We start from the raw sequence: 16876 nt of genomic DNA, 5'->3' as shown, positions 1-16876 counted from the left end.
GAAGGACCGCGGCCGTCGTTCGACGGCCACGTGAGTCGATGGTGCTCACGAGATGGCGGATTCGCAAACGTTGTTGCTGAATGGCAAACTGGCCGACATGGATCACTCGCCCGATCGCACCCTCGACGCAGTGGGACCACGACTCAAGCGCCTCCGCCAACGTCGCGGGATCACCCTCAGTGACCTGTCCGAGGAGACCGGGATCTCGACCAGCACGCTGTCCCGGCTCGAGGCAGGTCTGCGCCGCCCCACCTTGGAGCAGCTACTTCCTCTGGCGCGTGCCCACGGCGTCACTCTCGACGAGCTCGTAGACGCGCCGCCCACCGGGAACCCGCGCATCAACCTGCGAGCCATCCCGTGTGCGGACGGCTCCACGATCCTGCCCCTGACCCGCAGGCCGGGCGGTATTCAGGCGTACAAGTTCGTCCTTCCCGCCGGCCGCGACGATGCCGAGCCGGACCTGCGCACTCACGAGGGGTACGACTGGGTGTACGTCCTCAACGGCAGGCTGCGGCTCGTGCTCGGCGAGCACGACCTCATCCTCGAGCCGGGCGAGGCAGCGGAGTTCGACACGCGTACGCCGCACTGGTTCGCAGCCACCAGCTCGGGGCCGGTCGAATATCTCAGCCTGGTCGGCAAGCAGGGCGAACGCGCGCACGTCCGGGCCGCGCCCAAAGCACCCAGCTCGCGCTAGACGCTGCGGGCGTCAGCAACCTGTTGCCTCAACGCCTTGGTCGCGTGGCAATTGTCACAGGACTCGCGATCCAGTTGCTCGCGATTTGGATGACAAACGACAACCTTGTGAACCTGAGGGAATGATTCAACCGAAAAGTGAGGCCGTCGCGGACGATCCCAGCGACCGGTCTTTCCTGGGCCAGCCACGCGTACTGGCCAACCTGTTCGGCGTCGAGCTGTGGGAGCGGTTCAGCTTCTACGGCATGCAGGGCATCCTGGCGATCTACCTCTACTACTCCGCGGCCGAGGGTGGTCTCGGGATCAGTGAGACGGTGGCGCTCGGGATCGTCGGTGCGTACGGCGGTTCGGTCTACCTCTCCACGATCATCGCGGCCTGGATCGCCGACCGTCTGATCGGCGCGGAGCGTACGCTCTTCTACTCGGCCTGGCTGGTCGTCTTCGGTCACCTCGGCCTCGCCCTGATCCCCGGGATCGCCGGTGTCGGCGTCGGCCTGGTGCTGATCGCGCTCGGCTCGGGCGGGGTGAAGGCGAATGCCTCCTCCCTGGTCGGCACGCTGTACGCCCCCGACGACGAGCGTCGCGACGCCGGCTTCTCCCTCTTCTACCTGGGCATCAACCTGGGTGCGCTGGTCGGTCCGCTGCTGACCGGGCTGCTGCAGAAGTCGTGGGGCTTCCACTTCGGGTTCGGGCTGGCCGCGATCGGCATGATCCTCGGTCTGGTGCAGTACTCGATGGGTCGCAGCAGACTTCCCGCCGAGAGCCGCGTCGTGCCCAACCCGCTCCCGGCCTCGGAGCGCGGCCGTTGGATCGCCATCGCCGTCGGCGCCGTGACGGTGATCGTGGTGCTCTGCCTGACCGGCGTCATCACCGCTCCGCGACTGGCCAACATCGTGATCGGCATCGCGGTCGTCGCCGCGGTCCTGCTCTTCACGGTCATCCTGCTCAGCCGCCAGGTCACCGCCATCGAGCGGAGCCGGGTGTGGGCGATGGTTCCCCTCTTCATCGCCTCCGCGGTCTTCTGGTCGCTCTACCAGCAGCAGTTCACCGTGATGGTGGTCTACTCCGACCAGCGCCTGGACCGAGACATCTTCGGCTGGGAGATGCCGGTCTCGTGGGTGAACTCGATCAACCCGGTCTTCATCATCTTGCTCTCCGGCGTCTTCGCGGCCGTGTGGACCAAGCTCGGCCCGCGTCAGCCCTCGACACCGGTGAAGTTCGCGATCGGCACCATCCTGATGGGCATCGCGTTCTGGGTGTTCCTGCTGATGCCGGGTGGCGCGCACTCGGTGCCGCTGGTCGGCCTGGCGTTCATCCTGCTGCTCTTCACCCTCGCCGAGCTTCTGCTCTCCCCGGTCGGCCTCTCCTTGGCCACCAAGCTCGCCCCGCAGCGCTTCCGGACCCAGATGATGGCGCTCTTCTTCCTCTCGATCGCCCTCGGGACCGCGATGTCGGGACGGCTGGCCGCGTACTACCACGTCAACGACGACAGCGGATTCTTCTGGTGGGTCGGACTCGCCTCCGTGGTCGTCGGTGTCCTTCTGCTCATCGGCAATCGGCCCATCCGGCGGCTGATGGCCGGCGTCCACTGAGTCTCTGCGGCGTACGCGCCCGAAGGAGTGTCCCGGGCGAACGAAAATTCGTTCGCCCGGGGCGCGACCTGGACACCTGTGCCACCTGTGTCAGGCGTTCTTCCTGCGACGGGCCAGGAAGGCCCCGGTGCCCCCGATGCCGGCGAGCAGCCCGCCGAGGGCGAGGAGCGCTCCGTTCGGACCGCCCGTGTTCGGCAGGTTCCCAGCAAGACCGGCATCGATCCGGTTCGGGACCTCGGAGGCGGCCGTGGTGCTGGCGGTCTTGGTGCTGGCGTCCTTGACGACCGCCGCGCACTTCTCCGACTCGTTGGTCTTGGTCTCGTAGACAGCCGGGATGACAACCGTGACCGAAGAGGCAGGCGAGTCCACCACGGCGACGTCCGATGCCGGGCTGTCCTCCACCGTGCGGGTGGGCTGCGGGAGTTCTCTTTCAGCTACCCGATATTGGGGTGGGCGGGATTTTCGACCCTCTTGCGTTGTCTGACTCCGACGACCCGCCGGCGACTGATGGCTCGCTTGCACTGATCCTTCATTCGGCCTGCCCTTTGGTAAAAAATGGCAGCCAGAATGGGCTGCCGAGTCGGTAGCATCACGGAGGTGACCGCCGCATCGAGTTGGAGAAGCCAGGCGTCCCGGCTCTTCGGTGAGGTGGTCCGGTTCCTCGCGGTGGGCGGTCTGGCGACCGCAGTGTCGTTCGTGGGTTTCAATGCGCTGGCGCACGGCCTGCTCTTCGGGACGGCTCCGCTGCGGAGCCATCCGATCGTCGCGTACGTGCTGGCCAACGTCGTCGCCGGAGTGGTGGCGTACGTCGGGATTCGGCTGTGGGCCTTCCGGGAACGTCAGGCGAGTGATCAGACGACCGGTGTGGTCAGGTTCTTCGTCCTCGGTGCGCTCACGATGGCCATCCCCGTGGTGTGCCTGTGGATCAGCCGTTACGTTCTGGGGCTGTCCAGCCCGCTCGCGGACAACGTTTCGGCCAATGTGATCGGGCTGGGGATCAGCACCGCGACGCGATTCTGGGTGTTCCGGCGGTTCGTGTTCGATCAGCCCGTGGTTCGCGAGCCGTGGCGGCCGCCAGCGTGATCACCGGAGAAGGCAGGTGGCCCCGTGGCCCGCGGTGACCACATCTTCGTCCGCCGCACTCGGTACTACACCCACCACGGCATCGATGGTGGCGACGGGACCGTCATCCACTACACGGGCACGGCGGCCACCGGCCGGCGGGTGGAGAGATCCTCGCTCGAATCCTTCGCCAACGGCGGGGACGTGTACGTCCGCACGTACCGAAGCCGACTGCCGACCGAGGAGATCATCCGCCGCGCGGAGTCTCACCTCGGAATGAGCGGCTACCACCTGCTCAGGAACAACTGCGAGCACTTCGCGACGTGGGCATCGACCGGCTCGGCCGCGAGCCGGCAGGTGCGAAACTGGGCTGTGGCGGCGCCGGGCGCAGTCGCATCGGTCACCATGGCCCAGGCTGCTGGGGTCCACATGATCGTCCTGGGAACGGTGAGCATGTGCGCCTATGCCATGAGGGGCGTGTGGCGCCGGCGCAGCAGGTCCCGGACGGTGGCGCTGCCGGGAACATCGACCGAGCCCGCGCCACCTGACCTGGCATAGCTGCCGTGACCAATGGTGGGTGACCCAGGCGCCGAGGAGAAGTGCATCGCGAGGTGCGGCACGAGCTTTCGCCTGGAAAGACGATCCGACCCACGAGTGCAGCGTTAGCATCTTGATGGTGAGCGACATCTGGCGCCCGAGGGTCGCCCGCGCGGTCAAGGCACTGCGCAGCCAGCTGCGAGCGCCGTTCGCGGCGACCGCCGGTGCCGCCGTGCTCCTGTGGGCGTCGCTGACCCCGTCACTGATGCCGCGGACCGCGCTCTTCCAGGCATTGCTCACCGCGCTGTGCATGCTTGCCGGCTACGGCGCAGGCGCCTTGGCCGGTTGGCTGGTACGCAGCTGCGGCGGGCGCTTGGCGGGCCGGGCGCGGGTGATCGCCTGGCGGGTCTTGGCCGTCGTCGGCGGCATCGGCACCCTGGTGGCGCTGGGGCTGTCTCTGCGCTGGGAGAACGAGGTCCGCGACCTGGTCGGTGTCGACCGGGTCGGCGTCGGGCATCTGGTGCTCAGCGTGCTGATCACCGCGGTCCTGTTCGCGCTGTTGCTCGGCCTGTCGCGAGGGAGCAAGGCGCTCGGGAGCTCGTTCGGCCGGTTCGTCGGCCGGTTCCTTCCTGCTGCCCCGTCCACTGTGATCGGCGGCCTGCTCGCCGCTGTCCTGATCTACCAGCTGGCGATCGGGGTGGGCGGCAACCGGCTGCTCGGAGCACTCGATGCGAGCTTCGCGACGATCAACGAGGAGTTCAGCACCGGCGTACCCGCCCCGACGTCGCCCGAGCTCACGGCCGGCCCGGCCTCGTCCCAGGCGTGGGAGGCGCTGGGTCGCCAGGGGCGGGTCTTCGTCGCGAGCGCCCCGACCGCGGCGGACATCGGCGAGTTCACCCAGGAGCCTGCCCGACAGCCGGTTCGGGCGTACGTCGGGGCCGGCCCTGAAGGCGTCGACATCCGCGACGAGGCGAGGACCGCGGTGGCCGAGCTGGACGCGCTCGGGGGTTTCGATCGCGCGGTGATCAACGTGGTGACCGGCACCGGTCGAGGCTGGGTCAACGAGAACCAGGCCCAGGCGCTGGAGTTCATGTGGGGTGGCGACACGGCGACGGTCAGCCTGCAGTACTCCTACCTCCCGAGCTGGATGTCCTTCATCCTGGACCGGCAGCGTGCGCAGGATGCCGGCCTGGCGCTCTTCGACGCCATCTACGGACGCTGGCTGGAGATCCCTGAGGCCGATCGTCCGCTGCTGGTCGTGAGCGGCGAGAGCCTGGGCAGCTTCGGTGGTGAGGCGGCGTTCAGCGGCGACCATGACCTCGCCACCCGCACCGATGGCGCCCTCTTCGTGGGCCCGACCGCCGACAACCGGCTCTGGGACCGGTTCACCGAGGAGCGCGAGCCGGGGACCCCTCAGGTGCTTCCGGTCCTGGACGAGGGCGAGATCGTCCGGTTCGCCGACAGGCCCGACGACTGGCAGCGTCCGGGGACCTGGGAAGGCACCCGGATCGGCTACCTCCAGCACGCGAACGACCCGATCACCTGGTGGACGCCGTCGGTGGCGCTCGAGCGCCCGGACTGGCTGGGGGAGGAGCGCGGGCGCGACGTCTCCCCGAACGTACGCTGGATCCCCGGGGTGACGATGCTGCAGCTGGGCGTCGACCAGTTCTCTGCCAACTCGGTGCCGAGCGGTCAGGGCCACCAGTTCGGTACGGCACCGGTGCATGCCTGGGCGGCGATCCTGCCGCCGCCGGGCTGGACCGATCAGCGGACCGACGAGCTGGCCGCGGTGATCGGCGCTCGGGAGTGGCTGCGGTGACTGATAAACCGGTCAGGTCCGGTTCGGGTCGCCTCGGGTGACGTCGACGTACTCGATCTCGATCATCGAGGGGTCGACGCCGGGCGCCGGACCGAGGAGGTCTCGGAGGATGGCGTAGATCTGCGGGCGCAGGGTGTCCGCCAGCGGGTGGAGCTCGACGCCGAACCTGGCGACGAGGCGGATGTCGATGCCGGTCAGGCGGCTTTCGTCGACGTGCAGGTCGATGGTCTCCGGGGCGTGGGTCGGGTGCTCCTGGAGCAGCCGGCGCAGCGCGGCGGTGACCACGCGCGCGGAGACGAAGGTCTCCGAGCCCTCCGCATCGCGCGAGGGTGTGCCCTGCGCGGTGAAGGTCAGGATCGGCTCGGAGGGGACGACGACCCGTCGCACCCGCGACATGATCGACTCGGCCAGGTCGACCCATCCCTCAGGCTCTTCGGCTCGAGCGGCGCGGGTGGCGCGGTCGAGCGGGCTGGGATCTAGCGCCATCGTGCCATCCTCTCCGCGAGTGTGCGTCGACCACGGTAGAGGTGTCCACGGACGGCGCCGATCGGCATGGCCAGGGCGACGGAGATCTCCTCGTAGCTCATCTCTTCGACCTCCCGCAGAAGCCAGGCCGCCCTTTGGTGCCACGGTAGTTCATTCAATGCTAGCTGCAGCGCCTGGAGGAGCTCGGCGTCGATCACGGTCTGCAGGGGGTTGTCCGACGCCGCCGGAGACAGTCGCGACAGCAGCCCGTCGTCGATCGGAGTCGCGCGTCGGTTCCGCTGGAGATCGGCCGCACGGCGGTGCACGAGCCGGATCAGCCACGTACGCAGCGAGGAGTGCCCCGCGAAGGTGGACAGGCTGCGCCAGGCCGAGACGAAGGCCTCCTGGGTCGCCTCGGCGGCGTCCGTGGAGTCGCCGACCAACCGGAGGGCGTAGCGATACATCGCGGGGCCGTGGCGGTCCACGATCTCTCGGAAGGCCTCCTGGTCGCCCAAGCGGGCCGCGCGCACGAGGGCATCATCCGTCGCCGACGGCTCAGATGACGCGTGCGGTTTCGACATTGCCCCCGAGTCCTTCTTCTGCTGCCACGACAGGGCAGATCCCAGATAGATGAAGTTCTACCATCCTCGAGCAAAGATGTGTGATGTAGAACACACCCGGATTTCTGTGACATATCGAGGGGTAGCCGCGACTAACCAGCGTCAACACCCACGAACACCACCGAACATCACCAGGAAGGTTCTTCTCATGACGCAGTCGAAGACCGGGACCACGAGCTCGCTGACGAACGACGGCCAGAGCCAGTCGACGGACCGGAGCGACTCGGGCGCGCTGGCGAGCGAGTACGGGCGCACCTCGATCGCTGACACCGTGGTCTCGAAGATCGCGGGGATCGCTGCGCGCGAGATCAGCGGCGTGCACGACCTCGGCGGCGGCGCTGCGCGTGCGGCGGGGGCGCTCCGCGAGCGCATCCCTGGATCGCGTACGAATCTTGGCCAGGGCGTCGCCGTGGAGGTGGGGGAGCGGCAGGCTGCCGCCGACCTCGACATCGTCGCTGAGTACGGCACCTCGATCCCTGACCTCGCCAGCGCCATCCGCCGCAACGTGAAGGCGTCGGTCGAGCGCATGACCGGCCTCGAGGTCACCGAGGTCAACATCACCGTGCACGACGTCTTCCTCGAGGACGAGACCAGCGACGCCGACCAGGATGCCGGCCGGCGGGTGGAGTGACTGTGCACACCGACCCTTCCCCGCAGGACGACGGTGCCGACGGCGCCGCGCCGGAGGTCGTCGACCTCGTCGCGGCCGCCGTGCTCGCGGTGCCTGGCGTCCACGATCTGCACGCCGGGGCCGTGGGGGAGGTGGCCACCTACCTTCCGGGTCGCCGCGTGAACGGAGTTCGGATGCGCGAGCCCGGCTGCTCGGTCCATGTCGTCCTCGACTGGGGCATGCCGGTCCTCGACACCACCGCCGCGGTGCGTCAGGCGGTCCGGCCGTACGTGTCGGGCCCCGTGGACGTCACGGTGGAGGACATCCACCTGCCCGACAGCGCTTCCTCGGCTACGACCCGCACTGACCTTCCTTAGGAGAACACGTCATGACCAACTCGACACTCGGCCTGGTCGCCGGACTGTTGCTCACGATCGCCATCGTCACCGGGGGCCTCGTCGGCCTGCTTCTGGCCATCGTGCTGGGCGGGGCCGGCTACCTCATCGGGGGCCAGGTCGACGGTGAGCTCGATCTTCGTAGCCTGCTGCGAGGACGCCGTGGTTGAGTCCCCGACGCGCCAGACGGCCGTCCTCGACCCCGAGCCCGCTGACCCGGCGGAGGACCGCGGGACGCTTGACGTCCGGAACAAGGCGCTCCAGCGGATCGTCGAGCTCGCGGCGCTGCGGCTGCCGGGGACGGTGGCGCAGAGCAGCACGCTCGGCCGCATCACCGGGATGGCGCTGCCGAAGGCCGACATCACGGCAGAGGGTCGCGCCGTCCGGGTCAAGCTCGACGTCGCGATGATCTGGCCCGGCGACGTCTCACGCATCGCCACGGCAGCGCGAGACACCGTACGCGAAGAGGCCTTTCGCCTCTCCGGCATCGAGGTCCGCAGCGTGGACGTCACCGTGCACGCGGTCGACCCGACCGCCGCCGACGACACCAGAAGGAGGGTGGAATGAGCACGCAGACCCTTGAACAGGACGAGCAGGTCGCACCGAGCTCTCGTCCGCCCGTGCCGCGCGCTCAGCCTCGGCGCACGCCCGTCGTGGTCCTGGCGGCCACGGTGCTCGCGCTGGTCCTGATCGGGATCGCCGTGGTGGCGGTCCGTGACCTCCTGGTCAGCCAGGGGTGGGCCACCGGCTCGCCGATCGCTCCCGCCCTGGTGGACGGCAGCGACGGCCTGCGCGCCACCGTCGGACTGGCGATCGGCGGCGCAGTCGTCGCACTCGCCGGCCTGGTGCTGATCTGGCTCGGGCTCAGGCCTGGGCGGCGTACGCACCTGCGAGTGAGGGGCGATGCCGACCTGTGGCTCGCGCCCGGTGCCGTCGCGGCCCTGGCTCAGGAGACCGCCGACCGGCTCCCGGGGGTCATGTCCGCCGACTCCTCGCGCAGCACTCGGCGTCGCACCGTCGTCGACATCGTCGTCGCTGAGCGAAGCACTCCCGACGGTCCGCAGGGGGCTGCCGCGGTGGCAGAGCACGTGCGGGCCGTCCTCGACGAAGAGGTCGGCCGGCTGACCGGAGCCAGCATCAAGGTGCGAGCCACGGAGGTGCCCCGATGACTCCGCGAGTGATCAGGTTCGACCGCGGTCTCACCCTGCTCGCCGGCGTACTTCTGATCGCCCTCGGGCTGCTGATCGTCGACTGGCACTACCAGTGGGTGCTGCAGGGCTACCCGGACGAGGTGTCCGCCGGCCCGGCCGCTGAGATCGTGGGCACGAGCTGGTTCCCGTGGGCGTTCGCCGCAGCCGGCGTTCTGCTCGGGCTGCTGGGCCTGGTATGGCTGGTGTCCCATCTGGGGCGCCGCGGCCCCTCGACCCTGCGCCTCCAGGCCAGCGACCAGACCGGCCGGGTCGAAGCCGACCTGCGTTCGATCGCCGCTGCGGCCGCCGACCGGCTCGAGGGCATGGCTGCCCTCACCGGCGTCAGCGGGACGGTGGTGACCATCCGGTCGCGGCCGGTGATCCTGCTGCGTGGGCGGATCGACCCCGTCGCCTCGGTCTCGTCGATCACCGACGCCGCTGAGACCTGCTCGCAAGATCTCGCCTCGGCATTCCCCGACGACGCGGTGACCTGCCGGATTCTGGTCGATTCGCCGCGGCGTGGCAGAGCCGGCCGCCAGTCCAACGTACGAGTGCAGTGATCGCGCTCGTCGAGATCCCGCACCATCCATCACAAAGAGAGAAGGAGTCCGGGTATGAGTATGAGTGACAAGGCGAAGAACGCCGCGCAGGACGCCAGCGGCAAGGCCAAGGAGGCCGCCGGCAAGGCGACCGACGACGAGTCCCTCGAGACCGAGGGCAAGGCCGACCAGGCCGGGGCCTCGGTGAAGAAGGCCGCCGAGAACGTGAAGGACGCGTTCAAGAAGTAGCAGCAATCGGTCTGCTCGATGCTCCTGATGACGGCGCGGCCCCGAGCGGGGGCGGGGGCCGCGCCGTCCTCAGGGGCATCGAGCAGACTGCGTTCACGGTCGACGTGTTCAGCACGCCGACCTCGTGCTCAGCGCCTGGCCAGGACGAGCGCGTACGCCTCCTCCGGATCGGTCCACCAGCGAAGGTCGCGGAAGCCCGCCGCAGCCAGCTCGTCAGCGGCGCTGCTTCGACGGAACTTGCAGGACAGCTCGGTGAGGAGCTCCTCGCCCTCGTCGAACTTGATGACGAGGTCGAGCTCGCGCAGCTCCACCCGGGCGGAGTCCTGGGCGACGAGTCGCATCTCGATCCGTTCCTCCGCGGTGTTCCACCGCGCCAGGTGCCGGAACCCGTCGGCGTCGAAGTCGGCGCCCAGGCTGCGGTTGAGGACGTGCAGCGCGTTGAGGTTGAACTCGGCGGTCACCCCGGCGGCATCGTCGTACGCGGCGACCAGATGGCCGGGGTCCTTGACCAGATCCAGCCCGAGCAGCAGGCCTTCCCCGGGCTGCATGGCGGCGGCGACCGATCGCAGGAACCGCTCTCGCCCGGGGCGGTCGTAGTTGCCCAGCGTGCTGCCCAGCAGCGCGATCAGCCGACGTCCCGGGGTCGGCAGCTGCCCGAGATGCTGGTCGAAGTCGGCGACGACGCCGTGCAATGCGAGCCCCGGCCGCTCCTCGGCGAGCGCGTCCATCGCCTGGGTGAGCGCGCTGGCGCTGACATCGACGGGGACGTACGTCGTCAGCCCACCGGTCTGCGTCAGCGCGTCGAGCAGGAGCCGGGTCTTCTCCGAGGAGCCGGACCCGAGCTCGAGAAGCACCTCGGCGTCGGAGCTCTCGGCGATCTCGCGCGCATGCTCGGTCAACAGCGCCCGTTCGGTGCGGGTCGGGTAGTACTCGGGCAGCCGGGTGATCTCCTCGAACAGCTCCGAACCACGCTGGTCGTAGAAGTACTTCGGCGGGAGCCACTTCGGCGATGCGCTCAAGCCGGTGCGGGCGTCCTCCGCAAGGCTCTGCCGCAGGTCCTCGGCGGTCAACAAGGTGGTGAGACTGCCCGGGGCTGGTGTGCTGGTGCTGGTCTGGCCGTTGCTGTCGAGGGTCACGCGTGGTTCTCCTTCAAGTTGTGATGATGCATGTCGAGCCGCCACCAGGTCGGCCCGCACGGGCTGAGGACGCCGATGGTGCGTGGTGGGATCGGGGTGGACGGAGCGCCCGAGAGCGGACGGCCGCTGACGACGTACTCCCAGGCCGCGGGCTGGACCAGGTGGCTGCCCTCGTCACCGGTCAGCAGGACGAGGTCCTCCCCGTCGCTGAGGAGGACCGAGTAGTCACCGACCTCGATCTCGTTGGCGAGCTGGACCACGGCAGAGCCGACCGGCAGGCGTTGCTGCTGCGCTCTGTCGAGGATGAGCGTCCACGACTCGTCGATGGTGCCGCTGACCGCGACGGTCCATGGGCCGACCTGCAAGGGAGCGGGACAGTCGCCGTGATCGCAGGCCCAGTCGACATGCGTCTGCGGCGGTCCGAGGATGCCGCGATGGGCACACGGGACGGACGCCGACCAGGTCACGCACTACGCCCGTCGTCGGCGAGCCGGAGGCCGGTGACCGGCCAGCGCGCGCCGGGAGGGAAGAAGTTGCGGTACGAGGCCCGGGTGTGTCCCGGTGGGGTGAGCGCGCAGCCGCCGCGGAGCACCATCTGGCTCGACATGAACTTTCCGTTGTACTCACCGATCGCGCCGGCGGCGGGGTGGAAGCCCGGGTAGGGCAGGTAGGCCGAGGAGGTCCACTCCCAGCAGTCCCCGAAGAGCTGGCGCAGGCCGCCGGTCGAGGGGCCGGCCGCGCGTGGGTGGAAGCTGTCTCGGTCGGCGAGGTTGCCGGTCACCTCGTGGGTCTGGGCGGCGTGCTCCCACTCGGCCTCGGTCGGGAGGCGCTTGCCGGCCCAGGTGGCGTACGCGTCGGCTTCGTAGTGGCTCAGGTGGCAGACCGGCAGTCCCGGGTCGAGCGGCACCGTGCCGTGCAGGGTGTGCTCGAACCACACGCCGTCGGCCTCTCGCCAGTAGAAGGGGGCGCCCCAGCCCTCGGCGTTGACCCGCGCCCACCCGTCCGAGAGCCACAGCTCGGGGCGCCGGTAGCCGCCGTCGGCGATGAACTCCAGCCACTCGCCGTTGGTGACCAACCGGTCGGCGAGCCGGTACGGCTCCAACCACTGCTGATGCCGTGGCAGCTCGTTGTCGAAGCAGAACCCACCGCCCTCCCCGCCGTCAGCAGAGCCGATCTCGACCAGGCCGCCGTCGAAGTCGACCCACCCCAGCCGGTCCATTCCGCCGCCCGCGACCGGACGCCCGGCGTACGTCGGCTGCAGCGGGTTGAGCGAGAGCACGTGCTTGATGTCCATCAGCAGCAGCTCCTGGTGCTGCTGCTCGTGGTGGAAGCCGAGCTCGATGGTCGGGGCTAGCTTGGCGAAGGTGCCCTCGTCCACGCGGTCGAGCAGGTCCCTGACCCGATCGTCGACGTTGCGCCGGTAGTCGCCGACCTCGTACGCACCGGGGCGGCTGATCACACCACGCATCGGCCGCGCGTAACGCGGCCCGACCTGCTCGTAGTAGCTGTTGAAAAGGAACCAGTACTTGTCCTGGAACGGGGTGAAGCCGGGCTCGTTCTCGGCCAGCACGAACGTCTCGAAGAACCAGGTCACGTGCGCGCGATGCCACTTGGTCGGGGAGACGTCCGGCATCGACTGGACCGTCTGGTCCTCGGGTGAGAGGGGTTCGGCGAGGAGTTCGGTGTCGGCCCGGACTTCGTCGAAGCGGGCGATCGCGGTAGTCGTGTCCATCTCACGTCTCCTGTCGGATCAGCCGAGGCCACCCAGGTCGTTCCTGGGTGCTGTGGCGGCAGGTTGAGTACGCCGGTTGCTACGCACTACTCTGCCCGGGTCGCCCAACCCGGTGCAGCGTCCTGTGACAGCCGTCACGACGTCGACAGGATTCGATCAGCTGGTCCGAGGTCCGTCGGCGATGTGCTTCTCGGTGCGGGAGCCGCGGTCACTCCTCGTGCGTTGCGGATCCGGTTCTGCTCGACTGATCCGTACTGATCTGCACCCGGGCCACCCCCGCGACCGTCGCTGCGGCGGTTTCGGCCAGCGCGTGGTCCTTCGGCGTAGCCGGGCCGGTGATCACGACGGTCCCGTCGGCGGTCACCACGACCCAGTCGGGATGACCGAGCTTTGTGAGGAGCTTCGTCAGCTCCCGGTCCAACGTGTTGTCGTCGTGAGCCAGGGCGGCTGCGACGTCGCTCCGGCTGATGACCCCGACCAGAACGTCGTCGTCATCGAGGACGGGCAGGCTCTTCAGTCCCCGCTCGGCCATGACTCCGACCGCGACGGAGACCTCCGTGCGCTCCCTCACGGCGACGGTCACTGTGGTCATCACGTCCTCGACGTACGCTGCGGGCTGATCGGTCGTCGGCGTGGGCGGGATCATGTGCGCGCGAGGGTCCGGCGGGACACGGTTGCGGATGAGGTCGATCTCGGCGACCACACCGCAGACCCGGCCGGCGGAGGTCACGACGGGAAGCGCCGTGATGTGGTGGTCACGCAGCAGGGCGAGCACCTCCTTGACGGGGGCATCTCTCCGTGCCGTGACCGGGGACGGGGTCATGATCTCGCGAACCAGCATGTTCGTCCCCCTTGCACGTGTTCATATTTCATATCGCCAGCCTCGTCCGGGCGGCGCGACCGCTCAGGCCGCCTGACTCGTCATGTCGTGGCCGAGGATCGCGCCCCAGTCGCTGGCCCGCGCCTCCTCTTCGTGGGCGAGCGGTCCCACAGTGTGGGCGACGTAGAAGCTGGTCGCCGGAGGTACGTCGTAGCCACGGCGGCGCAGCAGGTGGGCCACGTGCCTGGCCGCCGAGCCCGGGAGGTGACGCATCGCCCGCGCCCGAGTGTCGAAGGTGGCGATCTGCACCGACTTAGCGTCCGCCAGGTCTTCGAGCCACTCGCGTACGCCGCGGGCCTCGACCCCAGTCGGGGCGCCCTGGCGCACGGCGTCGGCGCGTGTGCTGGGTCTGCTCAGGCCGAGCGCGTGCGTCGGTGCCCCGATCACCACCAGGTCGTGGTCGCGGAGTAGGTCAGCACCGGCCAGCTCGATGGGGATCACCTCGACCTGAACGCCGGTTCTCCGGAGTCCGGTGGCGACCGCGTTGGCGATCGTGGCGGTGTTGCCGAACATCGACTCGTAGACGACTGCTGCTCGCATCTGGTTCACATTCTTTCTCTGGCGCCGCGCCCTCCGCGTCAAGCCAGTGACACCACCCTCCGGCCGAGACGGTGCGCACGTGGAGTGGCGCACGTCCCCGGTTCGAGGACCTTGGTCCGATGCTGTCGGCATCTTCTGGCGGGCGGTCGTCATCTACGCGGGCATCGAGGCGCTCGGCTGAGGCACCAGGTGATCGGGTGCGTCGAGGGACTTTGGTCCTCAGCCTGCGGGCCCGACGTGCATTGGCGTCGGCTGTTCTTGGCCGTAGATTGAAAAGGTGACCGATTCAGCAGCGCCCGAGGGTGAAACCGAACGCATCCGGGTCTTTCTCCTCGATGACCACGAGGTGATCCGCCGGGGGATCAAGGACCTCCTCGAGGACGAGGACGACATGGTCGTGGTGGGCGAGTCGGGGCTAGCAGACGAGGCCCGGCGCCGGATCCCGGCGCTGCGGCCCGATGTCGCCATTCTTGACGGTCGGCTCCCCGACGGGTCTGGCATCGACGTGTGTCGCGACATCCGCTCGGTCGACCCGAGCATCGCCGCGCTCATCCTGACCTCGTTCGACGACGACGACGCGCTGTTCTCCGCGATCATGGCCGGCGCGTCCGGTTACATCCTCAAGCAGGTACGCAGCGCCGACCTCGTCGAGACAGTTCGTCAGGTCGCCGCAGGAAAGTCGATGCTGGATCCCGCGGTCACTGCCCAGGTCCTCGAGCGGATCCGCACCGGACCGAAGACCAACTCGGCCTTCGAGCGCCTGACCAACCACGAGCGCCGGATCCTGGAGTGCATCGGCGAGGGCCTGACGAACCGACAGATCGGCAAGGAAATGCACCTCGCGGAGAAGACGGTGAAGAACTACGTCTCCTCGTTGCTGGCCAAGCTGGGCGTGGAGAGCAGGACACAGGCTGCGATTATGGTGACCAAGTCTCTGCAGGGTTGATACGTTGGAAGACGTATCACTCATGCGACGGGGAGGGTCGAGGTGGGACGTCCGTCCCCGCGGCAGCGTCGTGGATCCGAGACAACGGCTCAGACCACGCTGGGTAGCGCACCTCTCGACGAGTTGTTGACCGAAGTTCTCGACAGGGTCACCGACGCTCGAGACGAGCAGGTGCGGTGGCGGTTGCTGCTCGACGCCATCGTGACCATGGGCGCCGGCCTCTCGATCGATGACCTGCTGAACCGCATCGTTGACGTTGCCAAAGCGCTGGCGGGTGCGAGGTATGCAGCGCTGGGCGTCGTGGCTGGCGCGGGTGAACGTCGACTGCGTCTGTTCATCACCCAAGGGATGACCGCAGAGGAGCAGATCCTCATCGGTGATCTGCCCAGAGGGCATGGCGTGCTCGGCATGCTGATCGACCACCCCGAGCCGCTCCGCCTGCGCGACATCACCGAGCACCACTCTTCGTACGGGTTTCCCCCGAACCATCCGCCGATGGGCTCCTTCCTCGGTGTGCCCGTACGCATCGGAGAGAAGGTGTTCGGCAACCTCTACCTCACCGAGAAGATCGACGGCGAGGAGTTCACCGACCAGGACGAGGACATCGTGGTCGCCCTGGCCGCGGCTGCCGGCGTCGCGATCGAGAATGCCCTGCTGGCCGAGGAGGCAGCGCGCCGCACCCAGTGGCTCGATGCCCGTGCTGAGATCACCAGTGCGCTGATGGGCGACATCGATCGTACGAGCGCGTTGCAGTTGGTGGTCGAGCGTGCTCGTGAGGTCGCTGGTGCTGACGTCGCCTGGATCGTGACCGGGCCCACGGCCGAGCGGCTGCGGGTGGAGGTGGTCTCGGGTGCCGCTGTCGACATCGATGTGCAGAAGCACGCTCCGCTGCGTGAGTCGGTCGCCGGCCAGGCGATCGGTGTCGGCGCACCGATGATGGTGGAGGACATCGCGACCGTGACCGGTGGGGGAAGTGCGGCTGCCGTGATCGACCTGAGCGACCTCGGTCCCGGCGTGCTCGTGCCGTTGGGGCGCACCGATCCGTCCGAGGAGATGAACGCCGTCGGTGTGCTCGCGCTGGTGTGGCGGCGGGAGAATGCCGATCAGGCACAAGACGTCGATCTTACGGTCGCCAACGCGTTTGCGGAACAGGTCGCGCTGGCGATCCGGCTCGCGCAGAACCGTGAGGAGCGTCAGCGGCTGGCGGTCTATGACGACCGCGACCGGATCGGCCGGGATCTGCACGACATCGTGATCCAGCGGCTCTTCGTGATCGGCCTGCGTCTTCAAGGTGTCCTCAAGCTGGCCGAGAACCCGAAGCTGCATGCCCGCCTCGACCAGGCCGTCGATGACATCGACGACACGATCCGCGACATTCGGCGCACGGTCTTCGAGCTGGGCACGCCGGAGCACAGCGGCGACATCCAGTCCCAGGTCACCGACCTGGTGAACCGGGCTGCGGAGTCGCTGAAGTTCCGGCCGACGCTCGCCTTCGACGGCCCGGTCCGGCTGCGGGCCACCCCCGAGGTCACCAAGGACGTCCTCGCTGTCCTCGGCGAGGCCCTTTCGAACACCGTCCGCCACGCCCATGCGAGCGAGCTCGAGGTGTCGCTGTCGGCAGGTTCCGATCTCGTGCTCCGCGTGCGCGACGACGGCGTCGGGGTCCCCGCTGACGCGTTGGAGAGCGGGCTGGCGAACATGCGTCATCGCGCCGAGGGTCACGGTGGACGGTGCACCGTGGAGCCCGCGGAGCCGCGGGGGACCGTGGTGGAGTGGTCGGTCCCCCTGAGCTGAGTGCTCAGGAGCCGAGGTCGGCCCCATCGCGCGGGGGGACCTCCTGGTTACGGACCAAGGTCCTTTCGGTCGGGCCG

22 protein-coding genes are annotated in these 16876 nt (G+C 68.7%); 14 read left to right on the top strand and 8 right to left on the bottom strand.

What is annotated here, in order from left to right:
- Positions 1 to 97 precede the first annotated feature (97 nt).
- Together H5T77_RS04780 and H5T77_RS04775 are read left to right on the top strand one after the other, a co-directional pair.
- Positions 98 to 694: a helix-turn-helix domain-containing protein gene (locus H5T77_RS04780; RefSeq protein ID WP_292645746.1), complete on the top strand. Its 597-nt coding sequence runs from the start codon at positions 98 to 100 to the stop codon at positions 692 to 694.
- Between the two features lie 121 nt (positions 695 to 815).
- On the top strand, positions 816 to 2285 hold the full coding sequence (locus H5T77_RS04775; protein ID WP_292645743.1) for a peptide MFS transporter: 1470 nt from the start codon (positions 816 to 818) through the stop codon (positions 2283 to 2285).
- 90 nt (positions 2286 to 2375) lie between these two features.
- Here the strand turns inward: H5T77_RS04775 and H5T77_RS04770 are convergent, their stop codons facing one another.
- A complete protein-coding gene (locus H5T77_RS04770) occupies positions 2376 to 2654 on the bottom strand; it encodes an LPXTG cell wall anchor domain-containing protein (protein ID WP_292645741.1) in 279 nt (92 codons plus the stop codon).
- Positions 2655 to 2933: 279 nt separating this feature from the next.
- Between H5T77_RS04770 and H5T77_RS04765 the strand changes: the two genes are divergently transcribed.
- From H5T77_RS04765 to H5T77_RS04755, 3 genes are all read left to right on the top strand, one after another.
- Positions 2934 to 3368 (top strand): GtrA family protein, encoded by a 435-nt coding sequence (locus H5T77_RS04765; protein ID WP_292645738.1) that lies wholly within the window; start codon positions 2934 to 2936, stop codon positions 3366 to 3368.
- Between the two features lie 24 nt (positions 3369 to 3392).
- Positions 3393 to 3905 (top strand): lecithin retinol acyltransferase family protein, encoded by a 513-nt coding sequence (locus H5T77_RS04760; protein WP_292645736.1) that lies wholly within the window; start codon positions 3393 to 3395, stop codon positions 3903 to 3905.
- A 118-nt stretch (positions 3906 to 4023) separates the two neighbouring features.
- Entirely contained in the window at positions 4024 to 5703 is a 1680-nt protein-coding gene (locus tag H5T77_RS04755; protein ID WP_292645733.1) for an alpha/beta hydrolase, read from the top strand.
- A gap of 12 nt (positions 5704 to 5715) precedes the next feature.
- On the opposite strand, the gene H5T77_RS04750 is transcribed toward H5T77_RS04755, so the two are convergent.
- Together H5T77_RS04750 and H5T77_RS04745 are read right to left on the bottom strand one after the other, a co-directional pair.
- A complete protein-coding gene (locus tag H5T77_RS04750) occupies positions 5716 to 6189 on the bottom strand; it encodes a hypothetical protein (protein WP_292645730.1) in 474 nt (157 codons plus the stop codon).
- Positions 6180 to 6698 (bottom strand): RNA polymerase sigma factor, encoded by a 519-nt coding sequence (locus tag H5T77_RS04745; RefSeq protein ID WP_292645727.1) that lies wholly within the window; start codon positions 6696 to 6698, stop codon positions 6180 to 6182. Before H5T77_RS04745 ends, H5T77_RS04750 begins: the two co-directional genes overlap by 10 nt.
- 238 nt (positions 6699 to 6936) lie before the next feature.
- Between H5T77_RS04745 and H5T77_RS04740 the strand changes: the two genes are divergently transcribed.
- From H5T77_RS04740 to H5T77_RS04710, 7 genes are read left to right on the top strand one after another with little or no spacing between them, the layout of a single operon-like run.
- Complete coding sequence (locus tag H5T77_RS04740) at positions 6937 to 7419, top strand: Asp23/Gls24 family envelope stress response protein (protein WP_292645724.1); 483 nt, start codon at positions 6937 to 6939, stop codon at positions 7417 to 7419.
- Between the two features lie 2 nt (positions 7420 to 7421).
- A complete protein-coding gene (locus H5T77_RS04735) occupies positions 7422 to 7775 on the top strand; it encodes an Asp23/Gls24 family envelope stress response protein (RefSeq protein WP_292645722.1) in 354 nt (117 codons plus the stop codon).
- An 11-nt stretch (positions 7776 to 7786) separates the two neighbouring features.
- Positions 7787 to 7963, top strand: coding sequence for a DUF2273 domain-containing protein (locus H5T77_RS04730; RefSeq protein ID WP_179658733.1), 177 nt, complete (start codon positions 7787 to 7789; stop codon positions 7961 to 7963).
- Entirely contained in the window at positions 7956 to 8360 is a 405-nt protein-coding gene (locus H5T77_RS04725; RefSeq protein ID WP_292645719.1) for an Asp23/Gls24 family envelope stress response protein, read from the top strand. The genes H5T77_RS04730 and H5T77_RS04725 overlap by 8 nt, the downstream gene beginning before the upstream one ends.
- Positions 8357 to 8962, top strand: a complete 606-nt coding sequence (locus H5T77_RS04720; RefSeq protein ID WP_292645715.1) for an Asp23/Gls24 family envelope stress response protein — start codon at positions 8357 to 8359, stop codon at positions 8960 to 8962. The genes H5T77_RS04725 and H5T77_RS04720 overlap by 4 nt, the downstream gene beginning before the upstream one ends.
- A complete protein-coding gene (locus H5T77_RS04715; RefSeq protein ID WP_292645712.1) occupies positions 8959 to 9543 on the top strand; it encodes a hypothetical protein in 585 nt (194 codons plus the stop codon). The genes H5T77_RS04720 and H5T77_RS04715 overlap by 4 nt, the downstream gene beginning before the upstream one ends.
- 54 nt (positions 9544 to 9597) lie before the next feature.
- Complete coding sequence (locus H5T77_RS04710; protein ID WP_292645709.1) at positions 9598 to 9771, top strand: CsbD family protein; 174 nt, start codon at positions 9598 to 9600, stop codon at positions 9769 to 9771.
- Between the two features lie 128 nt (positions 9772 to 9899).
- Here H5T77_RS04710 and egtD read toward each other — a convergent pair whose 3' ends face one another.
- The 5 genes from egtD to H5T77_RS04685 form a co-directional block, all read right to left on the bottom strand.
- Entirely contained in the window at positions 9900 to 10907 is a 1008-nt protein-coding gene (egtD, locus tag H5T77_RS04705; RefSeq protein ID WP_292645706.1) for an L-histidine N(alpha)-methyltransferase, read from the bottom strand.
- On the bottom strand, positions 10904 to 11374 hold the full coding sequence (locus tag H5T77_RS04700; RefSeq protein ID WP_292645703.1) for a hypothetical protein: 471 nt from the start codon (positions 11372 to 11374) through the stop codon (positions 10904 to 10906). Before H5T77_RS04700 ends, egtD begins: the two co-directional genes overlap by 4 nt.
- Positions 11371 to 12639 (bottom strand): ergothioneine biosynthesis protein EgtB, encoded by a 1269-nt coding sequence (egtB, locus tag H5T77_RS04695; RefSeq protein ID WP_292645700.1) that lies wholly within the window; start codon positions 12637 to 12639, stop codon positions 11371 to 11373. The genes H5T77_RS04700 and egtB overlap by 4 nt, the downstream gene beginning before the upstream one ends.
- A gap of 208 nt (positions 12640 to 12847) precedes the next feature.
- Complete coding sequence (locus H5T77_RS04690; RefSeq protein WP_292645698.1) at positions 12848 to 13480, bottom strand: CBS domain-containing protein; 633 nt, start codon at positions 13478 to 13480, stop codon at positions 12848 to 12850.
- A gap of 63 nt (positions 13481 to 13543) precedes the next feature.
- Complete coding sequence (locus H5T77_RS04685; protein WP_292645696.1) at positions 13544 to 14059, bottom strand: flavodoxin family protein; 516 nt, start codon at positions 14057 to 14059, stop codon at positions 13544 to 13546.
- Between the two features lie 277 nt (positions 14060 to 14336).
- Here H5T77_RS04685 and H5T77_RS04680 point away from each other — a divergent pair, with 277 nt between their 5' ends.
- Positions 14337 to 15005 carry a response regulator gene (locus tag H5T77_RS04680; RefSeq protein ID WP_292645694.1) on the top strand — a complete coding sequence of 223 codons (669 nt, stop codon included), beginning with the start codon at positions 14337 to 14339 and terminating at the stop codon, positions 15003 to 15005.
- Between the two features lie 126 nt (positions 15006 to 15131).
- Positions 15132 to 16799 (top strand): sensor histidine kinase, encoded by a 1668-nt coding sequence (locus tag H5T77_RS04675; RefSeq protein WP_292645692.1) that lies wholly within the window; start codon positions 15132 to 15134, stop codon positions 16797 to 16799.
- Positions 16800 to 16876: the final 77 nt, after the last annotated feature.

Source organism: Nocardioides sp. (assembly GCF_014360585.1).
In the GTDB taxonomy this organism is placed as follows: domain Bacteria; phylum Actinomycetota; class Actinomycetes; order Propionibacteriales; family Nocardioidaceae; genus Nocardioides.
Note: the sequence above shows the minus strand (reverse complement) of the source record. Positions and strands in the feature narration are given on the sequence as shown.